The organism is Gordonia neofelifaecis NRRL B-59395 (genome assembly GCF_000192435.1).
GTDB lineage: Bacteria > Actinomycetota > Actinomycetes > Mycobacteriales > Mycobacteriaceae > Gordonia > Gordonia neofelifaecis.
In genome coordinates this window covers 118,857-139,266 of the sequence record NZ_AEUD01000005.1, presented here as the reverse complement: position 1 = coordinate 139,266, position 20,410 = coordinate 118,857, and the positions used below count along the sequence as shown (strand labels likewise).

19 protein-coding genes and 2 tRNA genes are annotated in these 20,410 nt (G+C 68.3%); 6 read left to right on the top strand and 15 right to left on the bottom strand.

Going from position 1 to position 20,410, the window contains the following annotated elements:
• Nucleotides 1–56: 56 nt before the first annotated feature.
• From SCNU_RS07800 to SCNU_RS07770, 7 genes are all read right to left on the bottom strand, one after another.
• The gene (locus tag SCNU_RS07800; RefSeq protein ID WP_009678812.1) at nt 57–3,176 is read right to left on the bottom strand and encodes a translation initiation factor IF-2 N-terminal domain-containing protein; all 3,120 of its coding nucleotides are present in this window, start codon (nt 3,174–3,176) and stop codon (nt 57–59) included.
• A 323-nt stretch (nt 3,177–3,499) separates the two neighbouring features.
• Entirely contained in the window at nt 3,500–3,916 is a 417-nt protein-coding gene (gene ndk, locus SCNU_RS07795) for a nucleoside-diphosphate kinase (protein ID WP_009678811.1), read from the bottom strand.
• Between the two features lie 51 nt (nt 3,917–3,967).
• Nucleotides 3,968–4,450, bottom strand: coding sequence for a hypothetical protein (locus tag SCNU_RS07790; RefSeq protein WP_009678810.1), 483 nt, complete (start codon nt 4,448–4,450; stop codon nt 3,968–3,970).
• Between the two features lie 164 nt (nt 4,451–4,614).
• Nucleotides 4,615–5,034, bottom strand: coding sequence for a DUF4233 domain-containing protein (locus SCNU_RS07785; protein ID WP_009678809.1), 420 nt, complete (start codon nt 5,032–5,034; stop codon nt 4,615–4,617).
• On the bottom strand, nt 5,031–6,437 hold the full coding sequence (folC, locus tag SCNU_RS07780; protein WP_009678808.1) for a bifunctional tetrahydrofolate synthase/dihydrofolate synthase: 1,407 nt from the start codon (nt 6,435–6,437) through the stop codon (nt 5,031–5,033). The genes SCNU_RS07785 and folC overlap by 4 nt, the downstream gene beginning before the upstream one ends.
• On the bottom strand, nt 6,434–9,154 hold the full coding sequence (locus tag SCNU_RS07775; RefSeq protein WP_238526400.1) for a valine--tRNA ligase: 2,721 nt from the start codon (nt 9,152–9,154) through the stop codon (nt 6,434–6,436). The genes folC and SCNU_RS07775 overlap by 4 nt, the downstream gene beginning before the upstream one ends.
• Before the next feature lie 34 nt (nt 9,155–9,188).
• Entirely contained in the window at nt 9,189–9,665 is a 477-nt protein-coding gene (locus tag SCNU_RS07770) for a MarR family winged helix-turn-helix transcriptional regulator (protein ID WP_009678806.1), read from the bottom strand.
• 80 nt (nt 9,666–9,745) lie between these two features.
• Here SCNU_RS07770 and SCNU_RS07765 point away from each other — a divergent pair, with 80 nt between their 5' ends.
• Both SCNU_RS07765 and SCNU_RS07760 read left to right on the top strand, forming a co-directional pair.
• Nucleotides 9,746–10,135 (top strand): YidH family protein, encoded by a 390-nt coding sequence (locus SCNU_RS07765; RefSeq protein WP_009678805.1) that lies wholly within the window; start codon nt 9,746–9,748, stop codon nt 10,133–10,135.
• Complete coding sequence (locus tag SCNU_RS07760; RefSeq protein ID WP_238526399.1) at nt 10,132–10,446, top strand: DUF202 domain-containing protein; 315 nt, start codon at nt 10,132–10,134, stop codon at nt 10,444–10,446. Before SCNU_RS07765 ends, SCNU_RS07760 begins: the two co-directional genes overlap by 4 nt.
• A 6-nt stretch (nt 10,447–10,452) precedes the next feature.
• On the opposite strand, the gene mobA is transcribed toward SCNU_RS07760, so the two are convergent.
• Nucleotides 10,453–11,067: a molybdenum cofactor guanylyltransferase gene (gene mobA, locus SCNU_RS07755; protein WP_009678803.1), complete on the bottom strand. Its 615-nt coding sequence runs from the start codon at nt 11,065–11,067 to the stop codon at nt 10,453–10,455.
• 118 nt (nt 11,068–11,185) lie between these two features.
• On the opposite strand from mobA, the gene SCNU_RS07750 reads away from it, so the two are divergent.
• On the top strand, nt 11,186–11,845 hold the full coding sequence (locus SCNU_RS07750) for a TetR/AcrR family transcriptional regulator (protein WP_009678802.1): 660 nt from the start codon (nt 11,186–11,188) through the stop codon (nt 11,843–11,845).
• 87 nt (nt 11,846–11,932) lie between these two features.
• On the opposite strand, the gene clpX is transcribed toward SCNU_RS07750, so the two are convergent.
• The 5 genes from clpX to SCNU_RS07725 all read right to left on the bottom strand — a co-directional run bounded on the left by clpX (nt 11,933) and on the right by SCNU_RS07725 (nt 16,453).
• Nucleotides 11,933–13,222, bottom strand: coding sequence for an ATP-dependent Clp protease ATP-binding subunit ClpX (gene clpX / locus SCNU_RS07745; protein WP_009678801.1), 1,290 nt, complete (start codon nt 13,220–13,222; stop codon nt 11,933–11,935).
• 102 nt (nt 13,223–13,324) lie between these two features.
• Nucleotides 13,325–14,005 carry an ATP-dependent Clp protease proteolytic subunit gene (locus tag SCNU_RS07740; protein ID WP_009678800.1) on the bottom strand — a complete coding sequence of 227 codons (681 nt, stop codon included), beginning with the start codon at nt 14,003–14,005 and terminating at the stop codon, nt 13,325–13,327.
• A gap of 48 nt (nt 14,006–14,053) precedes the next feature.
• On the bottom strand, nt 14,054–14,629 hold the full coding sequence (locus tag SCNU_RS07735; RefSeq protein ID WP_040518018.1) for an ATP-dependent Clp protease proteolytic subunit: 576 nt from the start codon (nt 14,627–14,629) through the stop codon (nt 14,054–14,056).
• A 299-nt stretch (nt 14,630–14,928) separates the two neighbouring features.
• Complete coding sequence (tig, locus tag SCNU_RS07730) at nt 14,929–16,293, bottom strand: trigger factor (protein WP_009678798.1); 1,365 nt, start codon at nt 16,291–16,293, stop codon at nt 14,929–14,931.
• A gap of 86 nt (nt 16,294–16,379) precedes the next feature.
• Nucleotides 16,380–16,453: transfer RNA gene (locus tag SCNU_RS07725), tRNA-Pro, on the bottom strand.
• Nucleotides 16,454–16,608: 155 nt separating this feature from the next.
• Here SCNU_RS07725 and SCNU_RS07720 point away from each other — a divergent pair.
• Nucleotides 16,609–16,682: transfer RNA gene (locus SCNU_RS07720), tRNA-Gly, on the top strand.
• 198 nt (nt 16,683–16,880) lie between these two features.
• On the opposite strand, the gene SCNU_RS07715 is transcribed toward SCNU_RS07720, so the two are convergent.
• Together SCNU_RS07715 and SCNU_RS07710 are read right to left on the bottom strand one after the other, a co-directional pair.
• Nucleotides 16,881–17,570, bottom strand: a complete 690-nt coding sequence (locus tag SCNU_RS07715; RefSeq protein ID WP_040518017.1) for an adenosylcobinamide amidohydrolase — start codon at nt 17,568–17,570, stop codon at nt 16,881–16,883.
• Between the two features lie 36 nt (nt 17,571–17,606).
• Nucleotides 17,607–18,812, bottom strand: coding sequence for a benzoate/H(+) symporter BenE family transporter (locus SCNU_RS07710; RefSeq protein ID WP_009678796.1), 1,206 nt, complete (start codon nt 18,810–18,812; stop codon nt 17,607–17,609).
• 78 nt (nt 18,813–18,890) lie between these two features.
• Between SCNU_RS07710 and SCNU_RS07705 the strand changes: the two genes are divergently transcribed.
• Nucleotides 18,891–19,451, top strand: a complete 561-nt coding sequence (locus SCNU_RS07705) for a helix-turn-helix domain-containing protein (RefSeq protein WP_009678795.1) — start codon at nt 18,891–18,893, stop codon at nt 19,449–19,451.
• Between the two features lie 196 nt (nt 19,452–19,647).
• Nucleotides 19,648–20,313 carry a L,D-transpeptidase gene (locus SCNU_RS07700; protein WP_085948492.1) on the top strand — a complete coding sequence of 222 codons (666 nt, stop codon included), beginning with the start codon at nt 19,648–19,650 and terminating at the stop codon, nt 20,311–20,313.
• Nucleotides 20,314–20,410 lie beyond the last annotated feature (97 nt).

Below are 20,410 nucleotides of genomic sequence, written 5' to 3'. Positions count from 1 at the left end.
TACCGGGCCTGTCCAGGTCAAACTCTCGGCGCGCACGGTGCGCGCCGAGAGCAATGTCACTGCTCGGTCGGCGGCGGTCCTGCCGATCGACGACCACTGCGCCGCCTCGGCGACCTCGTGACCGCGACCACCGGCTCGCTCGACTGCTGCGCGACGGTCGTCACCGGCGCCTGCCGGGCGACCTCTGCCACGGGTTCGGCGACCGTCGTCGGCGCCGCCGCACGTCGCACCGCACGGCGACGTCGACGGGTGACGACGGCCGGCTCCTCGGGCGCTTCGGGAGCACTGGGCTCCGGTGCGGGGGTCTCGACTCGCTCTGCCTGCTCGACCGCCACGGGCTCCGCCTGCTCGGCCACCACGGGCTCGGCCTGCTCGACGACCGCGGTGTCCGCATGCTCGACGACCTCGGTCGCCTCGTCGTGCTCGTCCGGATGGGCCATGGCGCGGAACATCGGATGTTCCGCGGCGGGCTTGTGCGCGGCCTTCGGCGACTCGGGCTGCTGCGTCGGTGTCTGCGACTGAGGCTGATCCCCGCCGCGCTTCCGCGAACGCCGCGACCGGCGCGAGCCGCTCTCCCCGCTGCCGCCGCCGCGGTTCGAGTCCTCCGACGGGCGGACCTCGACCGGGTTCGCATGCACGATGACGCCTCGGCCCGAGCAGGCGGTGCAAGTGGTCGAGAACGCCTCGAGGAGACCGGTGCCGAGCCGCTTGCGCGTCATCTGCACCAGGCCCAGGGACGTGACCTCGGACACCTGGTGACGCGTGCGGTCCCGGGCGAGCGCCTCGGTGAGACGCCGCAGCACGAGGTCGCGGTTCGACTCCAGGACCATGTCGATGAAGTCGACGATGATCATGCCGCCGATGTCGCGCAAGCGCATCTGCCGAACGATCTCTTCCGCGGCCTCCAGGTTGTTCCTGGTGACGGTCTCTTCGAGGTTGCCGCCCGAACCGGTGAACTTGCCGGTGTTGACGTCGACGACCGTCATCGCCTCGGTGTGCTCGATGATCAGCGTTCCGCCGGACGGCAACCAGACCTTGCGGTCGAGCGCCTTCGCGAGCTGCTCGTCGATCCGGTGCACGGCGAACGAATCCGGAGCGTCTGCGTGGTTCTTCGTGAACTCCTCGAGGCGCTCGGACAGGTCCGGCGCCACATCGCGGACATAGCCCGAGACCTGCGACCACGCGCGGTCGCCCTCGACGACCAGCTTCCGGAAGTCCTCGTTGAACAGATCGCGGACCACGCGGACCAGCAGGTCCGGCTCCTCGTAGAGCGCCTTCGGCGTTCCCGAGGCCTTCGACCGGTGGCCGTCGGCCGCGGCTTCGATGCTCTTCCACTGCGCTTCGAGACGCTCGATGTCGGCCCCGAGCTCCTCGGCGCTGACGCCTTCCGAGGCGGTCCGGATGATCACGCCGGCCTCGTCCGGGACGAGCTTGGCGAGGATCTGCTTCAGCCGCTTGCGCTCGGTGTCCGGCAGCTTCCGGCTGATGCCGGTGGACGTCCCGCCGGGCACGTACACGAGGTAACGCCCGGCGAGCGAGATCTGAGTGGTGAGGCGGGCGCCCTTGTGTCCGATCGGGTCCTTGCTGACCTGAACCAGGACGTAGTCGCCCGGCTTCAGCGCCTGCTCGATCTTTCGCGAACCGCCGTCGAGGCCTGCCGCCTCCCAGTTCACCTCACCGGCGTACAGGACGCCGTTGCGGCCGCGGCCGATGTCAACGAAGGCCGCCTCCATCCCCGGAAGCACGTTCTGCACGCGGCCGAGGTAGATGTTGCCGACCATCGACTGCGAGGTCTCGGTAGTGACGAAGTGCTCGACCAGGACGCCGTCCTCGAGCACTGCGATCTGCGTGTAGTCCTCGGTCGGCGCGGCGTGCGAGTCGTGGTCCACGACCGACGCGTTCGCCGAGCGCTCGCGCACGACCATCACCCGCTCGACCGACTCGCGCCGCGCCAGGAACTCCGACTCGGTGAGAATCGGCGGGCGGCGTCGTCCGGCGTCACGGCCGTCACGACGGCGCTGACGCTTCGCCTCGAGTCGAGTGGAACCGGAGATGCCCTGCACCTCGTCGCGCACCTTCTTGGTGCGCGGTTCCCGCTCGTGGACGACGGTGTTCGGCGGGTCGTCCGACGACGTGGCGTCGTCGGTGTCGGCTCCCCCGCGCCGACGGCGGCGACGCCGGCGACGCTTGCTCGACGGGACGGCGGCATCGTCGGCGGTGTCGGCGGACTCGTCGCTCGTCGTCTCGGCGTTCTCGGCCTCATCCGCGGGAGCTCCAGCCGACGCACCGGCGTCGTCTGCCTCCGCGCTCTCGGTGTCGTCGTCGGCCGACTCGCCGTCGGCTCCCTGATCACCGCGACCACGGCCACGACCACGACGACCGCGACGACGACGCCGGGAACGGCCGTCCCCCTCGGCGTTCGCCTGCTCGTCGGTCTCCTCGACCTCCGCGTTCGCGGACTCTTCAGTTGCCGATTCCGCGGCGGATTCGACGGGTTCCGCAGCCGCGACGGCCTCGACGACCGTCTCGGCCTCGCCTGCCGTCTCCGCCTCGTCGGCCTGTTCGACGTCGGCCTTCTTGGGCTTCTTGCCCGACGACTTCTTCTTGCCGGACTTCTTGTCGGACGACTTCTCCGCCTTCGTCTCACCGACGGGGCCGTCCGCGTCGGCGGCTGTGGCATCGGCGGCTGGGGCATCGACTGTGGTCTCGGCGTCCGCAGCCTTCTTTCCGGACGACTTCTTGCCGGACTTCTTGGGCTTCTTCTTCTTCGGCTCGGCCGCGTCGGTGGACTCGGCGGTGCCCTCCGCGGAACCAGCGGACAGGAACAGCGGTGACGTCGCGTCGCCGCCGGGCGCGCTGACCGGCTGTGGCGCCTCCACTGCGGAGAACAACGACGCCTGTGCCGCCGGCTGGGCGGCTTCGCCCTGCTCGGTGGACTCGGCGTCCGCCGCGGGAGCGGCGCCGCTGAGGCGGAGCTCGACGGCTTCTGCGTCGGCTCGAGAGATCGACGACTGCGCGGTGCGCGCCGTCACCCCCATCTCCTGCAGATGTGCCAGCACCTCTTTGCTGGTCAGTCCCAGCGTGCGAGCTAGCGCATGCACGCGGAGTCGAAGGGGGAATTTGTCCGCCGGCTGATCCGCCGAAGTGGCGTCAGTCTGCGACCCGTTATCGGTCACGTGGTCTCCTCAAGACCCCCGGGCGCGTCGTCGCCGATATGAGACAACGCGGCCACGCGAGGGCCTTTCCAATGTGTGCCGGCCGAAACGACCGGGTGTTATGTGGTCTTCGCGTCGTCAAGACGCCTTGCGTGACGCAGGCCTCGGGGCCGAAGCCGGACTCCGGTAGGAGTCGGACGGAACCGGGTACCTCTATCTGGCTGTGCGTCGATCATCGGAACCAAAGCGTGACTCCGACGACTAGGCAAGTATCCCACATCACGGGCCGCTGCCCGCACACGTGTGGCGAAAAGGTCCTCGCGCGCCGCGTTGGACGGCGGATATCAGGAGTTCAGCGAGGGAAACCAGAGAGCGATCTCACGCGCGGCGGACTCCGGCGAGTCGGACCCGTGCACGATGTTGAACTGCGTTTCGAGCGCGAAGTCACCGCGAATGGTGCCGGGCGTCGCCTTCTCGACCGGGTCGGTGCCACCCGCCAGCTGACGGAATGCGGCGATGGCGCGCGGTCCCTCGACGACGGCCGCGACGATCGGGCCGGACGTGATGAACTCGAGCAGCGATCCGTAGAAGGGGCGCTCGGCGTGCTCGGCGTAGTGCTCACCCGCGACCTCGACGGTCACGTCACGCAGTTCCAGGGCCGCCAGCCGGAGGCCCTTGCGCTCGATGCGGGCGATCACTTCGCCGACCAGGCCGCGCTGGACGCCGTCGGGCTTGATGAGGACGAGAGTCTGTTCAGTCACGCAGGACACTGTAGCGATCCCGGCGGACCGTCGCTCATCCGACTCGTGCCGCTACTTGGGGCAGTACTGCTTCTCGACGGCGAAGAATCCGTAGTTGAACACCCCGCCGGACGGATCGGCGCCGTCGATGATGATCTGCAGGCAGGCCCCCGGGGTCTCCGCCGCCGAGTCGAGCTCCTGCTTCAGCGTCTTCGCCATCTGACGATTCGCAGCCGAGTACGTCTGCGGAACCGGAAGGTTCGCGATCACCTGGTCGGCCCCACGATCCTTGAGCCACAGCGTGGACGATCGGGTCGCCAGATATCCCAGCGCGCCGTCGCGGACCGGCATCGGGATGCTCGGCTCCGAGACCTGCGAGACCTCGGACTCCGACGTGGTCGGCTGCGTGCTGTTCGGGGTCGTGCTGTTCGGGGTCGTGGTGCTCGGGTTCGCGGTGCTCGGCTGCGCCGGATCGGCCCCGGCGACCGGAGCCGTCAGCACTGTCAGCGCCGCGGCGACCGCCGCGAACATTCCCACACGCCCCACGCGACCCATCACTCTGCCGTTCCTCCCCATGATCTCCACTCCTCCAGTCTCCGTGCGCCCAGCGGGCCATGTCCATCCAGCCACGCGAAGGTGTCGCACGACACAACGGTGAGTGAGTGTAACGGAAAGTACCGCTCAGTCACGATTCGGCAGGTCGTCGTCCGTTCGGACGATCAGACTGGCCGCTGGCCGGGCAGTCGGCCCTGTTCGATCCGCTTGGCGACGTCGCGCTTGATGTACGCGATGTAGATCCAGACGCACAGGAAGATGACGCCGACCACCGCGATCGACCAATGGAAGAAGCCGCCGGCGATGACGAACAGCTGCATCACCAGATTGATCTCGAGTGCATGCGGCTTACCCTGCCGCCCGGACAGCAGCAGCAGAATCAAGGTCACCGCGCCCAGGTAGAGTCCCGACGCCCAGGTGACGCCGCCCGCGAGCTTCGCCACCACGGGGAACGCCAGCGCCACCACGATGACTTCGAGGATCAACGTCCCCGCCATCACTCCGCGGAAGCCCTTCCACGGATCGGTCGCGGGCGGCGTGAACTCGCCCGGGGACGAGCTCCCCTGGGTCGGATTCTCGGTCATGACGGCTCCTTGCCGAAGAGGGTGCGGCCCGCGCCCGCGGTGACGACGGACCCGGTGATGATCACGCCCGCACCGGACATCGATCCCTGGTCGTCGTCCTCCGCCAGCGCCACGGCGGCCTCGACCGCCTCGGGCAGGAAGGGCTCGACCACGACGCGATCCTCACCGAAGACCTCGTTCGCGATGTCGGCGAGCGCGTCGGTGTCCAGCGCCCGGGGCGATCCGTTGTTGGTGAGCACGACGACGTCGAGCACCGGCTCCAGCTCGGCGAGCAGGCCGCGAGCGTCCTTGTCGCCGAGCACGCCGATCACGCCGACCAGGCGGCGGAAGTCGAACTCCGATACCAGCGCCTGCGCCAGCGCGCGGGCACCGTGCGGATTGTGCGCCGCGTCGACGAAGACGCTCGGCGCGCTCCGGACCCGCTCGAGGCGTCCCGGACTGTCCACCGTCGCGAAGCCCTCGCGCACCGCTTCGACGTCCAGTTGCCGGTCGGCACCCGCGCCGAAGAACGCCTCGACCGCCGCGAGCGCGAGTGCCGCATTCTGCGCCTGGTGCGCGCCGTGCAGCGGGAGGAAGACCTCGTCGTAAACGCCACCGAGACCGCGGATGCTCAGCAGCTGCCCGCCCACGGCGGTCGCCGCCTCGAGGACGGTGAACTCGGAGTCCTGGCGGGCGACGATCGTCCCGGCCTCGACCGAGGCCCGCAGCAGCACGTCCGCGACCTCCGGTTCCTGCGGCGCGATCACCGTGATCGGATCCATCGGGATCACCGCGTCGGACGGACCCGGCTTGATGATGCCCGCCTTCTCGCCCGCGATCGCGGTCAGCGTGTCACCCAGATAGTCGGCGTGATCGAACGCGATCGGGGTGATCACCGTGACCTGCCCGTCGATCACATTGGTCGCATCCCATCGCCCGCCCATACCGGTCTCCACGACCGCGACCTCGATCGGCGCTTCGGCGAACGCGGCATAGGCGATCGCGGTCAGCACCTCGAACTTGCTCATTCGCGGGCCGCCGCCGGCGGTCGACGAGTCGTCGACCATGGTCACGTACGGCTCGATGTCCCGGTAGGTGTCGACATAGGTGCGCGCCGAGATCGGCTCGCCGTCGATGGCGATCCGCTCGGTGACCAGTTGCAGGTGCGGACTCGTGATCCGCCCGGTGCGCCGGTGGAAGGCGCGCAGCAGCGAGTCGATCATCCGGGTCACCGACGTCTTGCCGTTGGTGCCTGCGACATGGATCGAGGGGTATGCGTGCTGCGGGTTGCCGAGCAGTTCCATCAGCGCGGTGATGCGCGTCAGGGACGGTTCGATCTTGGTCTCCGGCCAGCGTGTGTCGAGCTCGGCCTCCAGCGCCTGGAGCTCTGCGAGGTCGTCTGCGGAGTCCGGTGACGGGGTCACTGGGCGCCCAATGCGGCCAGCTTGGCCTTGAGTCGCTCGACTTCGGTCTCGGCGAGATCCCGGCGCGCCTTGATCTTGTCGACGACGTTGTCCGGCGCCTTCGACAGGAACTGCTCGTTGCCCAGCTTGGCCGAGGTGCCGGCCAGTTCCTTCTCTGCGGCGGCGAGGTCCTTGGCCGCACGCTTGCGCTCCGCCTCGACGTCGACGGTGCCCGAGGTGTCGATCGCGACCACCGCGGTGCTGGTGGACAGCCGCACCTCGACGGTGGCCGTCGCCGCGAACCCGTCGCCCGCCGCTTCGAGCTTGGCCAGGGAGTCGAGCTGCGGGCGCAGGTCGGTCAGCCCCGCTTCGTCGAGCCCGTCGACGGTGGCGGCGACACGCTGACCGGGCTTGAGGCCCTGATCGCTGCGGAATCGACGGACCTCGGTGATCAGCTTCTGCAGGTCTTCGACGCGCTGCGCGGCCTCGGTGTCGGCGGGCGCTCCCGATGCCGTGGGCCACGGCGCGACGACGACGGACTCGCCGCCGGTCAGCGCCTTCCAGAGCACCTCGGTGACGAACGGCATCACCGGCTGCAGGGCGCGTAGCAGCTTGTCGAGCACCGTGCCCAGCACCGCGGCGGTCCGGTCGGCACGTTCGCCTCCCTCGGCCACCTGGACCTTCGACAGCTCGAGATACCAGTCACAGACCTCGTCCCAGGCGAAGTGGTACAGCGCCTCGCAGGCCTTCGAGAACTCGTAGCTGTCGAAACCCGCATCGACGTCCGCGAGCACCTCATCGAGCCGCGACAGGATCCACCGATCGGCGACGGTCAGCTCGTCGCGGGGGGGCAGGTCGGCGACGACCGCGCCGTTCATCAGCGCGAACTTGGTGGCGTTGAAGAGCTTGGTCGCGAAGTTCCGCGAGCTCTGCGCGTGCGACTCGCCGACCGAGATGTCGCTGCCCGGGTTGGCACCGCGGGCGAGGGTGAAGCGCAGAGCGTCCGCGCCGAACCGGTCCACCCAGTCGAGCGGGTCGATGCCGTTGCCCTTCGACTTGCTCATCTTGCGGCCGTGGTCGTCGCGAACGAGGCCGTGCAGGAAGACGTCGTGGAAGGGCACGCGCGCATCGCGGCCGGCGAACCCACCGGCGTCGAGGGTCCCGACGTAGGTACCGAACATCATCATGCGGGCGACCCAGAAGAACAGGATGTCGTAGCCGGTGACCAGGACGGAGGTCGGATAGAACTTGTCGAGCTCGGCGGTCCGCTCCGGCCAGCCCATGGTGGAGAACGGCCACAGACCCGAAGAGAACCAGGTGTCGAGGACGTCGGGGTCCTGGACCCAGCCCTCGGGTGCGGTCTCGTCGGGGCCGAAGCACTCGACTTCGCCGTCGGGCCCGTACCAGATCGGGATGCGGTGCCCCCACCAGAGCTGACGGGAGATCGTCCAATCGTGCATGTCGTCGACCCAGGCGAACCATCGCGGCTCCTGGCTCTTCGGATGGATCACGGTGTCGCCGCCGCGGACCGCATCGCCCGCGGCCTTGGCCAGTCCTTCGACGCTGACCCACCACTGCATCGACAGGCGGGGCTCGATGGGCTCGCCCGCGCGCTCGGAGTGACCGACGCTGTGCAGATAGGGCCGCACCTCCTTGACGATGCGTCCCTGCTCGGCGAGGGCCTCGCGAACGGCCACCCGGGCCGCGAAGCGGTCGAGCCCGTCGAACTGAGTTCCGGTGCCCTCGACCCTGGCGGTCTCGTCCATGATCGTGATCATCGGCAGGTCGTGCCGCTGGCCGATCGCGAAGTCGTTGGGGTCGTGCGCGGGCGTGATCTTCACGGCACCCGAGCCGAACTCCGGGTCGACGTAGTCGTCCGCGATCACCGGGATCTTACGGTCGAGGAACGGATGGTCGAGTTCGACGCCGATCAGTGCGCGGTACCGCTCGTCGTCGGGGTGGACGGCGATCGCGGTGTCGCCGAGCATGGTCTCCATTCGCGTGGTCGCGACGACGATGTGCGGCTCGGCGTCGTCGAGCGAGCCGTAGCGGAACGAGACGAGTTCGCCTTCGACGTCCTCATACTTCACCTCGATGTCGGAGATCGCCGTCTGCTGGGCGGGCGACCAGTTCACCAGGCGCTCGGCCCGATAGATCAGGCCGTCGTCGTACATCCGCTTGAAGATGGTCTGCACGGCGCGCGAGAGACCCTCGTCCATCGTGAAACGGTCGCGGCTCCAGTCGACGCCGTCGCCGAGACGCCGCATCTGGCCCTGGATGGTGCCGCCGGACTCGGCCTTCCACTTCCAGACGCGGTCGATGAACTCGTCGCGGCCGAGTTCTTCGCGGCCGGTGCCCTCCGCGGCGAGCTGCTTCTCGACGATGGTCTGGGTCGCGATGCCCGCGTGATCCATGCCGGGGAGCCAGAGGACCTCGTAACCCTGCATCCGCTTGCGGCGGGTCAGGGTGTCCATCAGGGTGTGGTCGAGTGCATGGCCCATGTGCAGCGAACCGGTGACGTTCGGCGGCGGCAGCACCACCGAATACGCGGGCTTGTCGCTTGCGGCGTCGGCGGAGAAGTATCCGGCGTCCACCCAGCCCTGGTACAGGTCCGCCTCGACCGCACCTGGATCCCAGCTCTTGGGCAGGGCGTCGATCGGATTCTCTGGGTCACGGGATGCAGCACTGGTCACCTGGGTGATTCTAGAGAACCCGGGTCGGCGTCGTCGCCTCCACATCACCCGAGACGCTCCCGGCACCGGTCGGCGACCGTCAGCCGTGCTCGTCCAGCCGTTCGGCCAGCACGCCCAGTGCGGGCACTGCGGCATCGATGGCGGCTCGCTGCTGTGCGTCCAGCCCGGCCAATGCGGCCGAGATCCGCCGCTCGTTTGCGCGCGTCCACGCATCGAGGCGCCCGCGCCCCTCCTGGGTCAACCGCACCTGGACCGCGCGCTTGTCGCCGGGCACCGGCTCCCGCGCGACCAGCCCGCCGCGGACCATCTGGTTGACGAGTGTGCTGACGGTGTTGTTGGCCATCCGGTGTTTGCGCGCGAGGTCGCCGATCCGCAGGCCGGGCTCACGCGCCAACCGCTGCAGGAACTCCACCTGCGCCATCGGCAGGGACTCCCAGGCGAACTCCTCGCGGACGCTCGACCGGAGTGAGCGACGCAATTGGGTGATCACGGCGGTCAGCGCCCACGCGCCGTCATCGCCTGTGACGCGATCCTCACTGGGGTTTGGCACAGTCATGTTAATCTACTTCTGCTACAGAACTAATTCAGTCGACATTCTATTCGATCACGATGTCGGCCAACCATAGAGCTGAGACGATGACTGACACCCTCCCCCAACGTCGGCCGCTGGCGGTCTACTCGATCGGCGAAGAGCCGGACGTCCGCTTCTCCCTCGCCAACGAGCGAACCGCACTCGCCTGGGTGCGCACGGCACTCGCACTCATCGCGGGCGGCATCACGATGACCACCGTCGCCGGACTCACTTCGTCGCCACTGATCGTCCACCTGCTGTCGATCCTCGCGTGCGTCGCCGGCGGCGTCCTCGCGGTGGTCGCGCTGGTGTCGTGGCAGCGCAACGAACGCGCGTTGCGACTGAACCGTCCCCTGCCTCCGCCACTTCCCCTGCCCTGGCTCGTCGCGGGCATCACCGTCGTCGCATGCGGCCTGGTGACGTTCGCCGCCGTGTCGATCGCCCATCTGTGGTGACCGCGGCGGACCCCGGGCTTCAGCCGCAGCGCACCGCCCTCGCCTGGCAGCGAACCGGACTCTCCGTGCTCGTCACCTCCGCGGCCGCGGGGTTCTCTGCGCTCCGGCACGGCTTCCCGATCGCGGCCGTCGTCACCTTCCTCACCGGACTGCTCATCTGCCACGTCGCGATCCGGCACTTCCCCAAGGGGCCCGACCGGGACGTCGGTACCGACTCGGTGTGGACCGCGATGGTCGCGACCGTCGCCGTGGTCGTCGCGACGGCGATCGCGGGCACGGCACTCGCGATTGCGGGCACCGTCGCTGGTTGAGCCGGATCAGGACGCCACGCGCGAGATCCGCAGCCGATGCAGATCCTCCGGGGCGTCGACGTTCGCCAACCAACCCGGATCGGACACACCCACCCGGCGTGTGACGATCGCGTCGAGTGCAGCGCCCATCCGCAGCTCACCCGCCTCCACCAATTCGGCGAGGCGATCGACCGCGCGGGTCCGGTAGATCCCCGCCATCGGATGATCCCGGCCGGCGTCGTTGGCGATCACCGCGTCCGCCGAATCGGTGAGCCCGTCGACGAGCTCGTCGATCAGACCGGTGTCCACCAGCGGCATATCGGTGGCGCAGACGAAGGCCGCCTCTGCTCCGGCATCGGTCGCCTCTCGCAGCGCGGCCACCAGGCCGCCCAGCGGCCCACTGCCCGCCTTCTCCGTCGTCACCCACTGCAGGTCGCTGCCGGCCCCGAGGTCGACGTACGCCTGAGAGGTCGGAGGTGCGGCGACCAGGACCGGCTCGCACCTGGAACTGATGGCCCACGCGATGCGGCTGAGCATCGGGACGCCCTCCCATTCCATCGCCGCCTTGTCCTGCCCCATGCGGCGAGAACGTCCGCCCGCGAGGATGATTCCGGCCAGTTTCAGATCGCCCGTGCTCGTCATGAGCCAAGTGTGACAAACACCGTCGCCGTCCGGCGGCGGTTGGTTCAAACCGATGACGACGGACCCGGGACCGTGTCCACCGAACGTCCAGCCCGAGGCCACTCGATAATCTGGTGGGATGAGTCAGCCATCCGGTCGCGAGCGGATCCTCCAGGTCGCCGAGCGACTCGTCGCCGAGCGGGGCCCGTACGGCGCGTCGGCTCGCGAGGTCCTGCGCATAGCCCAGCAACGCAACAACTCCGCGATCACCTATCACTTCGGATCCTGGGAGAACCTGCTGTTCACCATCTGGGACTCGCATTCATCGGTCGTCGGCAAGCGACGAGCCGAGATGCTCGAGACCCTGGACCCCGCCGCCTCCGACGGCCTGCAGCAACTGGTGCGGGCGTACATCCATCCGTTCGCGACCGAGGTCGGCACCGGCACGCCGTCGTACTGGGCCCGCTTCAACGCCCAGCTGCTGCTCAGCGTGCAGACAGACTTCCAATCCGCGTCCCTCTGGAGTCAGGCGAGCACGCTCGGCGACGATGTGCAGGATCCCGACGAGGCGGCCTACCGCGGCACCCGCAGCCTGCAGACGGTGTTCGACCTGATGGGCGCACAATTGACCCATCTGGAACCGGAGGCGCGGATTCGACGCGTGGCGATAGCCGCGCGGTTCGTCACGATGAACATGGCCGGATGGGAACGCGACTCGGAGTCCGGTCACGCACCGATGCTCTCCGACTTCGAGGACGAGCTGACTGAGCTCACCGTGGCGCTTCTGCTCGCTCCCTGACCCACGTCGGCCACGACGCGACGACGACGGCGGCCGATGCCCCGAGTGGGGCATCGGCCGCCGTTGACGACTGAGGATCGTACGTCGCTACGCGGACTTCTCGCGCGGGCCGTCGTCCTCGCTGCGCGGGACGATGGTCGGCAGCACGTTGTCGCGCACCGTCTCGCCCGTGACGACCACCTTGGCGACGTCGTCGCGGCTGGGAATGTCGTACATGACGGGGAGCAGCACTTCCTCCATGATCGCGCGCAGACCGCGGGCGCCGGTGCCGCGGTGGATCGCCTGATCGGCGACCGCCTCCAGCGCGTCCTGACTGAACTCGAGCTCGACGTTGTCCATGTCGAAGAGCCGAACGTACTGCTTGACCAATGCGTTCTTCGGCTCCGACAGGATGGAGACGAGGGCCTCCTTGTCGAGATTCGCCACCGAGGCGACCACGGGGAGACGCCCGATGAACTCCGGGATCAGACCGAACTTGATCAGATCCTCGGGCATCACCTCGGCGAAGTGATCGGTGGTGTCGACCTTGTCCTTGCTGGGGACGTCGTTGCCGAACCCGATGCCGCGCTTGCCGATCCGTTCGTCGACCACCTTCTCGAGCCCCGCGAAGGCGCCCGCGACGATGAACAGCACGTTCGTCGTGTCGATCTGGATGAACTCCTGGTGCGGATGCTTGCGGCCGCCCTGCGGCGGGACGCTCGCCTGTGTGCCCTCGAGGATCTTGAGCAACGCCTGCTGCACACCCTCACCCGACACGTCGCGCGTGATCGACGGGTTCTCGCTCTTCCGTGCGATCTTGTCGACCTCGTCGATGTAGATGATGCCGGTCTCGGCCCGCTTGACGTCGTAGTCGGCGGCCTGAATCAGCTTGAGCAGGATGTTCTCGACGTCCTCACCGACGTATCCGGCCTCCGTCAGCGCGGTCGCGTCGGCGATCGCGAACGGCACGTTCAGCATCTTCGCGAGCGTCTGCGCCAGGTAGGTCTTGCCACACCCGGTGGGTCCGAGCATGAGGATGTTCGACTTCGCGAGTTCCACCGGTTCGGCACCGGGCGAGCGCTTGTCGCCCGCCTTCTTCTCCCCCGCCTGGATCCGCTTGTAGTGGTTGTAGACCGCGACCGCGAGCGTGCGCTTGGCCGAGTCCTGTCCAACCACGTAGTTGTCGAGGAAGTCGCGGATCTCCGCGGGCTTCGGCAACTCGTCGAGCTTCACATCGCTGGTCTCGGCGAGCTCCTCCTCGATGATCTCGTTGCACAGGTCGATGCACTCATCGCAGATGTACACTCCCGGACCCGCGATGAGCTTCTTGACCTGCTTCTGGCTCTTGCCGCAGAAAGAGCACTTGAGGAGGTCACCACCGTCTCCCATTCGCGCCACTACGCCCCACCTACTTCCCTGTCTGCGGACTACCTCGACGGTACCCGCGCACGATGGCTTCGACGAGCCGAAATGCGGCAGTCGTCAAGATTCTCCCGACGCTCAGCTGCGCGCCGACTTCTTGCGGTAGTCGAAGACCTCGTCGATGATCCCGTACTCCTTGGCCTGATCGGCGGTGAGGATGTTGTCGCGATCGGTGTCCTTGCGGATCTTCTCCGGATCCTGGCCGGTGTGCGAGGCGAGGATCTCGTCGAGACGCTTCCGGATCCGCTCGATCTCCGCCGCCTGGATCTCGAGGTCCGACACCTGGCCCTGGTAGGCGCCGCCGGTGCGGGGCTGATGGATCAGGACGGTGGCGTTCGGCAGTGCCGCCCGCTTCCCCGGGGTGCCGCCGGCGAGCAGGATCGCCGCCGCGGAGGCCGCCTCGCCGAGGCAGACGGTCATCACGTCGCAGTGGACGTACTGCATGGTGTCGTAGATCGCCAGCATGTCCGGCACGCTGCCGCCCGGCGAGTTGATGTACATGGTGATGTCGCGGTCGGGATCCTGGCTCTCCAGGACCAGCAGCTGGGCCATCACGTCGTTCGCGACCGTCTGGTCGATCGGCGTGCCGACGAAGACGATGCGCTCCTCGAACAGCTTGGCGTACGGGTCGTACTGGCGCTGGCCGTTCGGGGTGTTCTCGATGAACGACGGGAGGATGTAGCGGGCCTCGATGCTCTTCAGAGCCAGTGCCGCATCCGGAATGCCCGCGCGGACGTCGGCGGGAAGCGAGTTAGTCATGGTTTCTCCGTAACCGGTGAAGTGAAGTGGACGTTGGGGCGACCGCGGTCAGGCGATCGCGCCCGCGCTGGTCACGACATGGTCGACGAAGCCGTACTCCTTGGCCTCTTCCGCGGTGAACCAGTTGTCCCGGTCGGCGTCCGCCTCGATCTTCTCCAGCGGCTGGCCGGTGAACTCGGCGTTCAGCCGGTTCATCTCACGCTTGGTCGCGGCGAACTGCTCGGCCTGGATGGCGATGTCGGCCGCCGTTCCGCCGATGCCCGCCGACGGCTGGTGCATCATGATCCGCGCGTGCGGCAGGGCGTGGCGCTTGCCCTTGGCCCCGGCGGCGAGCAGGAACTGGCCCATCGACGCCGCCATGCCCATGGCATAGGTCGCGACGTCGCACGGAGCGAGCTGCATGGTGTCGAAGATCGCCATGCCCGCGGTGACGCTGCCGCCCGGCGAGTTGATGTAGAGGTTGATGTCCTTGGTCGGATCCTCGGCTGCAAGCAGCAGGATCTGAGCGCAGAGCCGGTTCGCGATGTCGTCGTCGACCTGGGTGCCCAGGAAGATGATGCGCTCACGCAGCAGACGCTCGAAGACCGAGTCGGTCAGGTTCAGGCCGGCGACGCCCGAGCTCATCGAGGGCGTGTACAGATTGCTCACTGAGTTGTCCCATCTGTCTAGCGGTGCGGTCTCTCCGGAGGGCTCGTCGACCGAGTCCACCGGACGCTCCAGCGTCCGTTCTTCGGAGAAGCTGTCACCGAGGTTAATCAATTCCACCCCGGGAGATGTTCCGCCGACACCCCTAATTCGCTTACAGCGGAACACCTCGTGGGGTGTTCGAACGGCAGCGCGCGGAAGGTGATCGGCGGCGCAGACGGCGACAGCCGGGACGATGAATCGTCCCGGCTGTCGCGGTGCTCTGGTGAGAGCGACGATCAGGCGTCGTCGCCCTCGGCGTCGTCCTCGCCCTCGGCGTCGTCGGCCGAGCCGAAGAACGCCTTGGTGTCGATGGTCTCACCGTTGGTGTCGGTGACCTTGACCTCGCCGATGACCTCGGCGAGGGCCTTGTTGCGACGCACGTCGGCGTACAGGGCGCCGATCTGGTTGGCGTTCTGCAGCTGCTGGATGAACTCCTGCGGCGCGATGCCGTAGCGCTGCGACTGCATGAGGATCTGCTGGGTCAGCTCGTCCTGCGCGACCTCGACCTCGGTGGCGTCGGCGATGGCGTCGAGCAGCAGCTGAGTGCGGACCGACTTCTCGGCGTCGGTCTTGCTCTCGGCGTCCCACTCCTCGCGGGTCTTGCCCTGCGCCTCGAGGAAGCGATCGACCTGCGCGTCGTCGTGGCCGAGCGCGTGGACCAGCTGGTGCTGGACGGCCTCGACCTCGTCGGCGACGACCGACTCGGGCAGCGGGAACTCGACGGTGTCGAGCAGCTGATCGAGGACGGCGTCGCGGATGGCGCCCGCCTGCTCGTACTTCTTGGAGTCGGCGACCCGGTCGCGGACGCTGTCGCGCAGCTCGGCGACGGTGTCGAACTCGGAGGCCATCTGGGCGAACTCGTCGTCCAGCTCCGGCAGCTCACGGACCTTGACCGAGTTCACCTTGGCGGTGATCTCGGCGTCCTCGCCCGCGTGGTCGCCCGCGACCAGCTTGGAGGTGAAGGTCGCGGTGTCGCCCGCCTTGACGCCCTCGAGCGCCTCGTCCAGGCCCTCGATGAGGGTGTCGCTGCCGACCTCGTGCGAGAGGCCCTCGGTGGAGGCGTCCTCGACGGTCTCGCCGCCGACGGTGGCCGACAGGTCGAGCGAGACGAAGTCGCCGCCGGTCACGCCGCGCTCGACGCCCACCAGGGTGCCGAAGCGTGCGCGCAGGTTGTCGAGCTCTTCTTCGACGTCGGCCTCGGCGACCTCGATCGGGTCGACCTCGACGGCGATGGTGGCGTACTCGGGCAGCTCGATCTCCGGGCGGACGTCGACCTCGGCGGTGAACTTGACCGGCTCGCCGTAGACGAGGTCGGCCAGGTCGATCTCCGGCTGGCTGATGGCCTTGATGTCGGCTTCGGTGACAGCCTGCGAGTACTTCGCCGGAACGGCGTCGTTCACGACCTGCTCCAGGATCGCCTGACGGCCGACGCGGGCCTCGATCAGCTTGGCCGGAGCCTTGCCCGGGCGGAAGCCGGGGATGCGGATCTGCTGAGCGAGCGACTTGTAAGCGCGGTCGAAGTCACCGGAGAGTTCCTCGAACGGAACCTCGACATTCAGCTTGACTCGGGTCGGGCTCAGCTGCTCGACGGTGCTCTTCACGGTGTTGGTACTCCTTAGTCGGTACGTGCTGGCAGTACGTGCTTCTCGCCGCTCACCGGCCAACGTTCCGGCCGCGACGTTCTTCGTCGGGATGACAGGATTTGAACCTGCGACCCTCCGCTCCCAAAGCGGATGCGCTACCAAGCTGCGCCACATCCCGTCGGCCTCGCCGAACACCGGCGGGACCAAGGGAACATAGTACGGGCCGAACCACCCCGGGGACGAACCCGCCTCCCGTTTTGTGAATCGGCGCAACCCTCGGTACAGTTCTGCAAGCGCAGGACGCAGCCGTATCTCTCGGTCTGCGGACGCAACGCGGGTGTAGCTCAATGGTAGAGCCCTAGTCTTCCAAACTAGCTACGCGGGTTCGATTCCCGTCACCCGCTCCACCAGGTCAGAGGCTGTTTTCAGCCTCTGACCTTTTGTTTTGTCCAGACCGCTCACAACCTGATCGAACCCTCCAGCGCGCACGAGCGCCAAGCACCAGCTCAATCCGCGCAGCTAGCCAGTATCTGCGTTGTCCCGGACGCCGCGGACACCGCTCAGTCACGCGCATGAGCTGGACGCTGAGGAAGATCCTCGACGAGTCAGAGTCCGCCGTCACGAAGGCGACGCGTGTAGTCGTCGGCACCCTCGCGAACGGCGGCATGCACCGCGCGGGCGAGGGCGCCGCCCCACTCCGACCGCGGGCCGGCGAAGGGTTCCGGGGCGCCGGCTTCGTCGCAGACGACGACCACGGCGTCCGATGCGGTGCCGGTCGCCGGATAGCCGGCCTCCAGCAGCGCCTGCGTCTTGGCCTCCGTCGCCGTCATCACCGTATTTATCAGTGCGGCGTCGGTGAGCGCGACGGGAAGGTCGACGGTGACGTTGATCGTTCCCGGGCGCGGCGGACCGGGCAGCACCATCGGGGCGAGCTCGGGATCGGCATTTCCGGCGGGCGCCGCCGCCCACGTCGGAACCCGCAGACCGACCGTCGCGGATGCGATCACCGCACCGTCGACGCGGGTGACCGTCCGATCGACCGCCGCGGCCGTCAGCATGCCCACGCCCCGCCCGGACAGGCCGCAACCGTTCGCCATCTCCTGCAGATGAGCGACAGGGTCCATGCGGCTGTACCCGCCGGGCACCTGGGCGTTGATCACCCACGCGATCGGACCGATGCCCCCGCCGAGCATCGCCGAGGAGACGCCGCGGCGTCCCGGTCCGACCCGCCAAACACTGGTGGTGAGCGGCGCGCCGCCGTCGAGGGTTCGGAGAAACTGCAGATCCATGCTCATGTCGCCGTTCACGCTAGCCGAGGGCGACCGGCCCGTTCATGGCCTGCCGATCCGCAGGGCCCGCAGCACGATCCCGGCGACGAGCGCCCAGAAGGCCGACCCGATCCCGCCGACTGCGATCCCCGACGCCGCGACCACGAACGTCACCGCGGCGGGCAGCCGGTCGTCGGCCTGCGACATCGCTCCCGCGCAGGCACTCGCGAACGCCCCGAGCAAGGCGACCCCGGCGACCGCCTGCACCACGCCGTCGGGCGCCGCGAGCACGACGGCCACCAGCCCCGTCGACGTCAGCCCGAGCACCAGGTACGTGACCCCGGCGCTGAACCCGGCGACCCACCGCCGCTCCCGATCGGGATCGGCGTCCGGGGCAGCGGCGAGGGCCGCGCTGATCGCGGCGAGGTTGATCGCGTGCCCGCCGAACGGCGCGGCCAGCATCGATCCCACTCCGGTGACGGTCATCGCCGGACGCCAGGGGACGTCGTAGCCGAAGCCGGCCATCACCGCGACACCCGGAATGTTCTGCGCCGCCATCGTCACCAGGTACAGCGGAATCGCCGCACCCATCAGCGCGCCGACAGTCCACGACGGGGTGGTGACGCTCAACTGCGGGACGAAGTCCGCCCAGCCGGGGCCGCCGCCGTCCCGCGCCAGTGCGACACCGATCACCACCAGTGCGGCCGCGAACGCGCCGGGCACCGCCCACCGCGGCCGAAGCTTCAGCAGCACGAGCCACACCGCGAGCACCGGTCCCACCGCGACCGGATTCGCGGCGAGTCCACGAAGCGGCTCCACGCAGAGCGGAAGCAGCACCCCGGCCAGCATCGCCTGGGCGATCGGGACCGGTATCCGCCGCACCAGGATTGCCAGGCGTGGCCACCAGCCGGTGACGACGAGCAGCACGCCGCACGACAGGAAGGCGCCGACCGCGGCCGACCAACCACCGGCAACCGCGCCGGTGGTCGCGAGCAGCGCGGCACCGGGCGTCGACCACGCCGAGGTCACCGGGATGCGGAACCGCCACGACAGCAGCATCGTGGCGACCGCCATGGCGACGGACACGGCGAGCAGCCCGGACGCAGCCTGGGCCGCATCGGCGCCGACGGCCCGGAGCCCGGCCAAGACCACCGCGAACGACGAGGTGAAACCGACGAGCGCGCACACGACACCCGCGCCGATCGGCACACCGATCGACACCCGTTCGGCGCCTGCTCGCTCGTCAACGGTCTCGTCGATGCTCGTCACAGAGCGAAGCGTTCCACAAACCGAACGTTCTGTAAACCGAACACCTGCGATGCCGGCCGGCACGTAGCATCGGCACCCGTGAACGACTTGGGAATCGGCGACCGCCTCCGCGAGTTGCGCGCCGCCCGCGGATTGAGCCTGTCCGAACTCGCCCGTCGGGCCGACATCGGCAAGGCCACCTTGTCCGAGATCGAGAGCGGGCGCCGCAACCCGAACATCGAGACCCTGTACGCCCTGTGTGCGCCGCTCGACGTCCCGTTGACCGGCATGCTCGGCGAGACGCCGGGCACCCACGGAACCGCCGCCGGCGGCATGGTCACGGTATTGCTGTCGACCCGCCATCTCCCCGCCGAGACCGTCGAGGTCTTCCGCCTCGAATTCCCCGCAGGCGCCCACCACGTCTCCCCCGCGCACGGCGCCGGGGTACGAGAACAGCTGGCCGTCGTCGCCGGAACGCTCACCGTCGGCACCGCCGACGCACCGACGATCGTCCACCGCGGCGACTGCCACGCGTGGACGAGCGACACCGATCACGTATTCTCCGCGCCCGACGGCCCGGCAGAGGCGATCGTCGTGATCAGCACGCCGCACGCGCACGAAAATCGGACGAAACAGGACACTCCGCCGTCGCATGCGTAGAATGCAATGTGACTGGCGCCACGTTACTGACCTGGTGATTCATCTCGCACTCAGGTGCCTGGCAGGCAGTTTGTGTTGGCGCACGTGCAACGGTTATGTAACGATGCTTTCGAGCGTTTACGGGGGTAGCGCTAGTTCACGACCACGAAATGAAGGTAGAGACCACGTGTTTTCCACCAAGTCTTCGAGCCGCGGCATGAGCCGCGCCGCTCGATTCGTTGCTGTGGCGGCCGGTGCGGCCGCGCTGGCGATGGGGGCGCCGGCAGTGGCCAATGCCGCTCCGGTCACCGTCGTTCCGGGTCTGCCGCCGGTCCAGGTTCCTGATCTGCCGTCGGTTCCCGGCGTGCCGCAGGCACCCACGCCGAAGCCCAAGCCCAAGCCGCAGCCGCAGACGACCACCCCGGAGAAGCCGGGCGTGCCTGCCGAGCCGAACGTCAAGACGCCCACCGGCTGGGTCGCGCTCGCCGTCGACGGCGACCACCAGATCTACTGGTGGAAGAACCACGAGTTCGTCAAGCAGATGCCGATCTCGATGGGCACCGACAAGCACCCGACTCCGAATGGCGTGTACCACACCAAGGAGAAGTACCGGGACATGTACATGGACAGCTCCACGTACGGTGTGCCGGTCGACTCCCCCGAGGGTTACCGCACCTACGTCGAGTACGCGACGCGTATGTCGTGGGACGGCATCTTCATTCACGCCGCTCCCTGGTCGGTCGCCCAGCAGGGCGTGTCGAACGCCAGCCACGGCTGCATCAACGTGAGCACCGAGAACGGCAAGTGGGTGTACGACACCATCGGTGAGGGCACCCCGATCGTCGTCCGCGGCACCGTGGGCGGCCAGTACACCGGCGACTAGTCGTCGACGTGCGCTGACACCGTCAGACCAAGAACCGGGCCCCTCCGATCTTTCGGAGGGGCCCGGTTCTCGTCTGTGTCCACCGGCTGCCGAGCGA

Excerpts from the sequence above, each read along its gene's own strand:
- SCNU_RS07735 (WP_040518018.1), bottom strand. The coding sequence starts at position 14,629 with ATGAGCTCGGGCGTCGCCGGCCTGAACCTGACCGACTCGGTCTTCGAG.
- mobA (WP_009678803.1), bottom strand. The coding sequence starts at position 11,067 with ATGACGAGCACGGGCGATCTGAAACTGGCCGGAATCATCCTCGCGGGC.
- SCNU_RS07715 (WP_040518017.1), bottom strand. The coding sequence starts at position 17,570 with ATGAGCATGGATCTGCAGTTTCTCCGAACCCTCGACGGCGGCGCGCCG.
- SCNU_RS07775 (WP_238526400.1), bottom strand. The coding sequence starts at position 9,154 with ATGTGGAGGCGACGACGCCGACCCGGGTTCTCTAGAATCACCCAGGTG.
- SCNU_RS07765 (WP_009678805.1), top strand. The coding sequence starts at position 9,746 with ATGACTGACACCCTCCCCCAACGTCGGCCGCTGGCGGTCTACTCGATC.
- SCNU_RS07785 (WP_009678809.1), bottom strand. The coding sequence starts at position 5,034 with ATGACCGAGAATCCGACCCAGGGGAGCTCGTCCCCGGGCGAGTTCACG.
- SCNU_RS07750 (WP_009678802.1), top strand. The coding sequence starts at position 11,186 with ATGAGTCAGCCATCCGGTCGCGAGCGGATCCTCCAGGTCGCCGAGCGA.
- SCNU_RS07700 (WP_085948492.1), top strand. The coding sequence starts at position 19,648 with ATGAGCCGCGCCGCTCGATTCGTTGCTGTGGCGGCCGGTGCGGCCGCG.
- SCNU_RS07770 (WP_009678806.1), bottom strand. The coding sequence starts at position 9,665 with ATGACTGTGCCAAACCCCAGTGAGGATCGCGTCACAGGCGATGACGGC.
- SCNU_RS07740 (WP_009678800.1), bottom strand. The coding sequence starts at position 14,005 with ATGACTAACTCGCTTCCCGCCGACGTCCGCGCGGGCATTCCGGATGCG.
- SCNU_RS07790 (WP_009678810.1), bottom strand. The coding sequence starts at position 4,450 with ATGGGTCGCGTGGGGCGTGTGGGAATGTTCGCGGCGGTCGCCGCGGCG.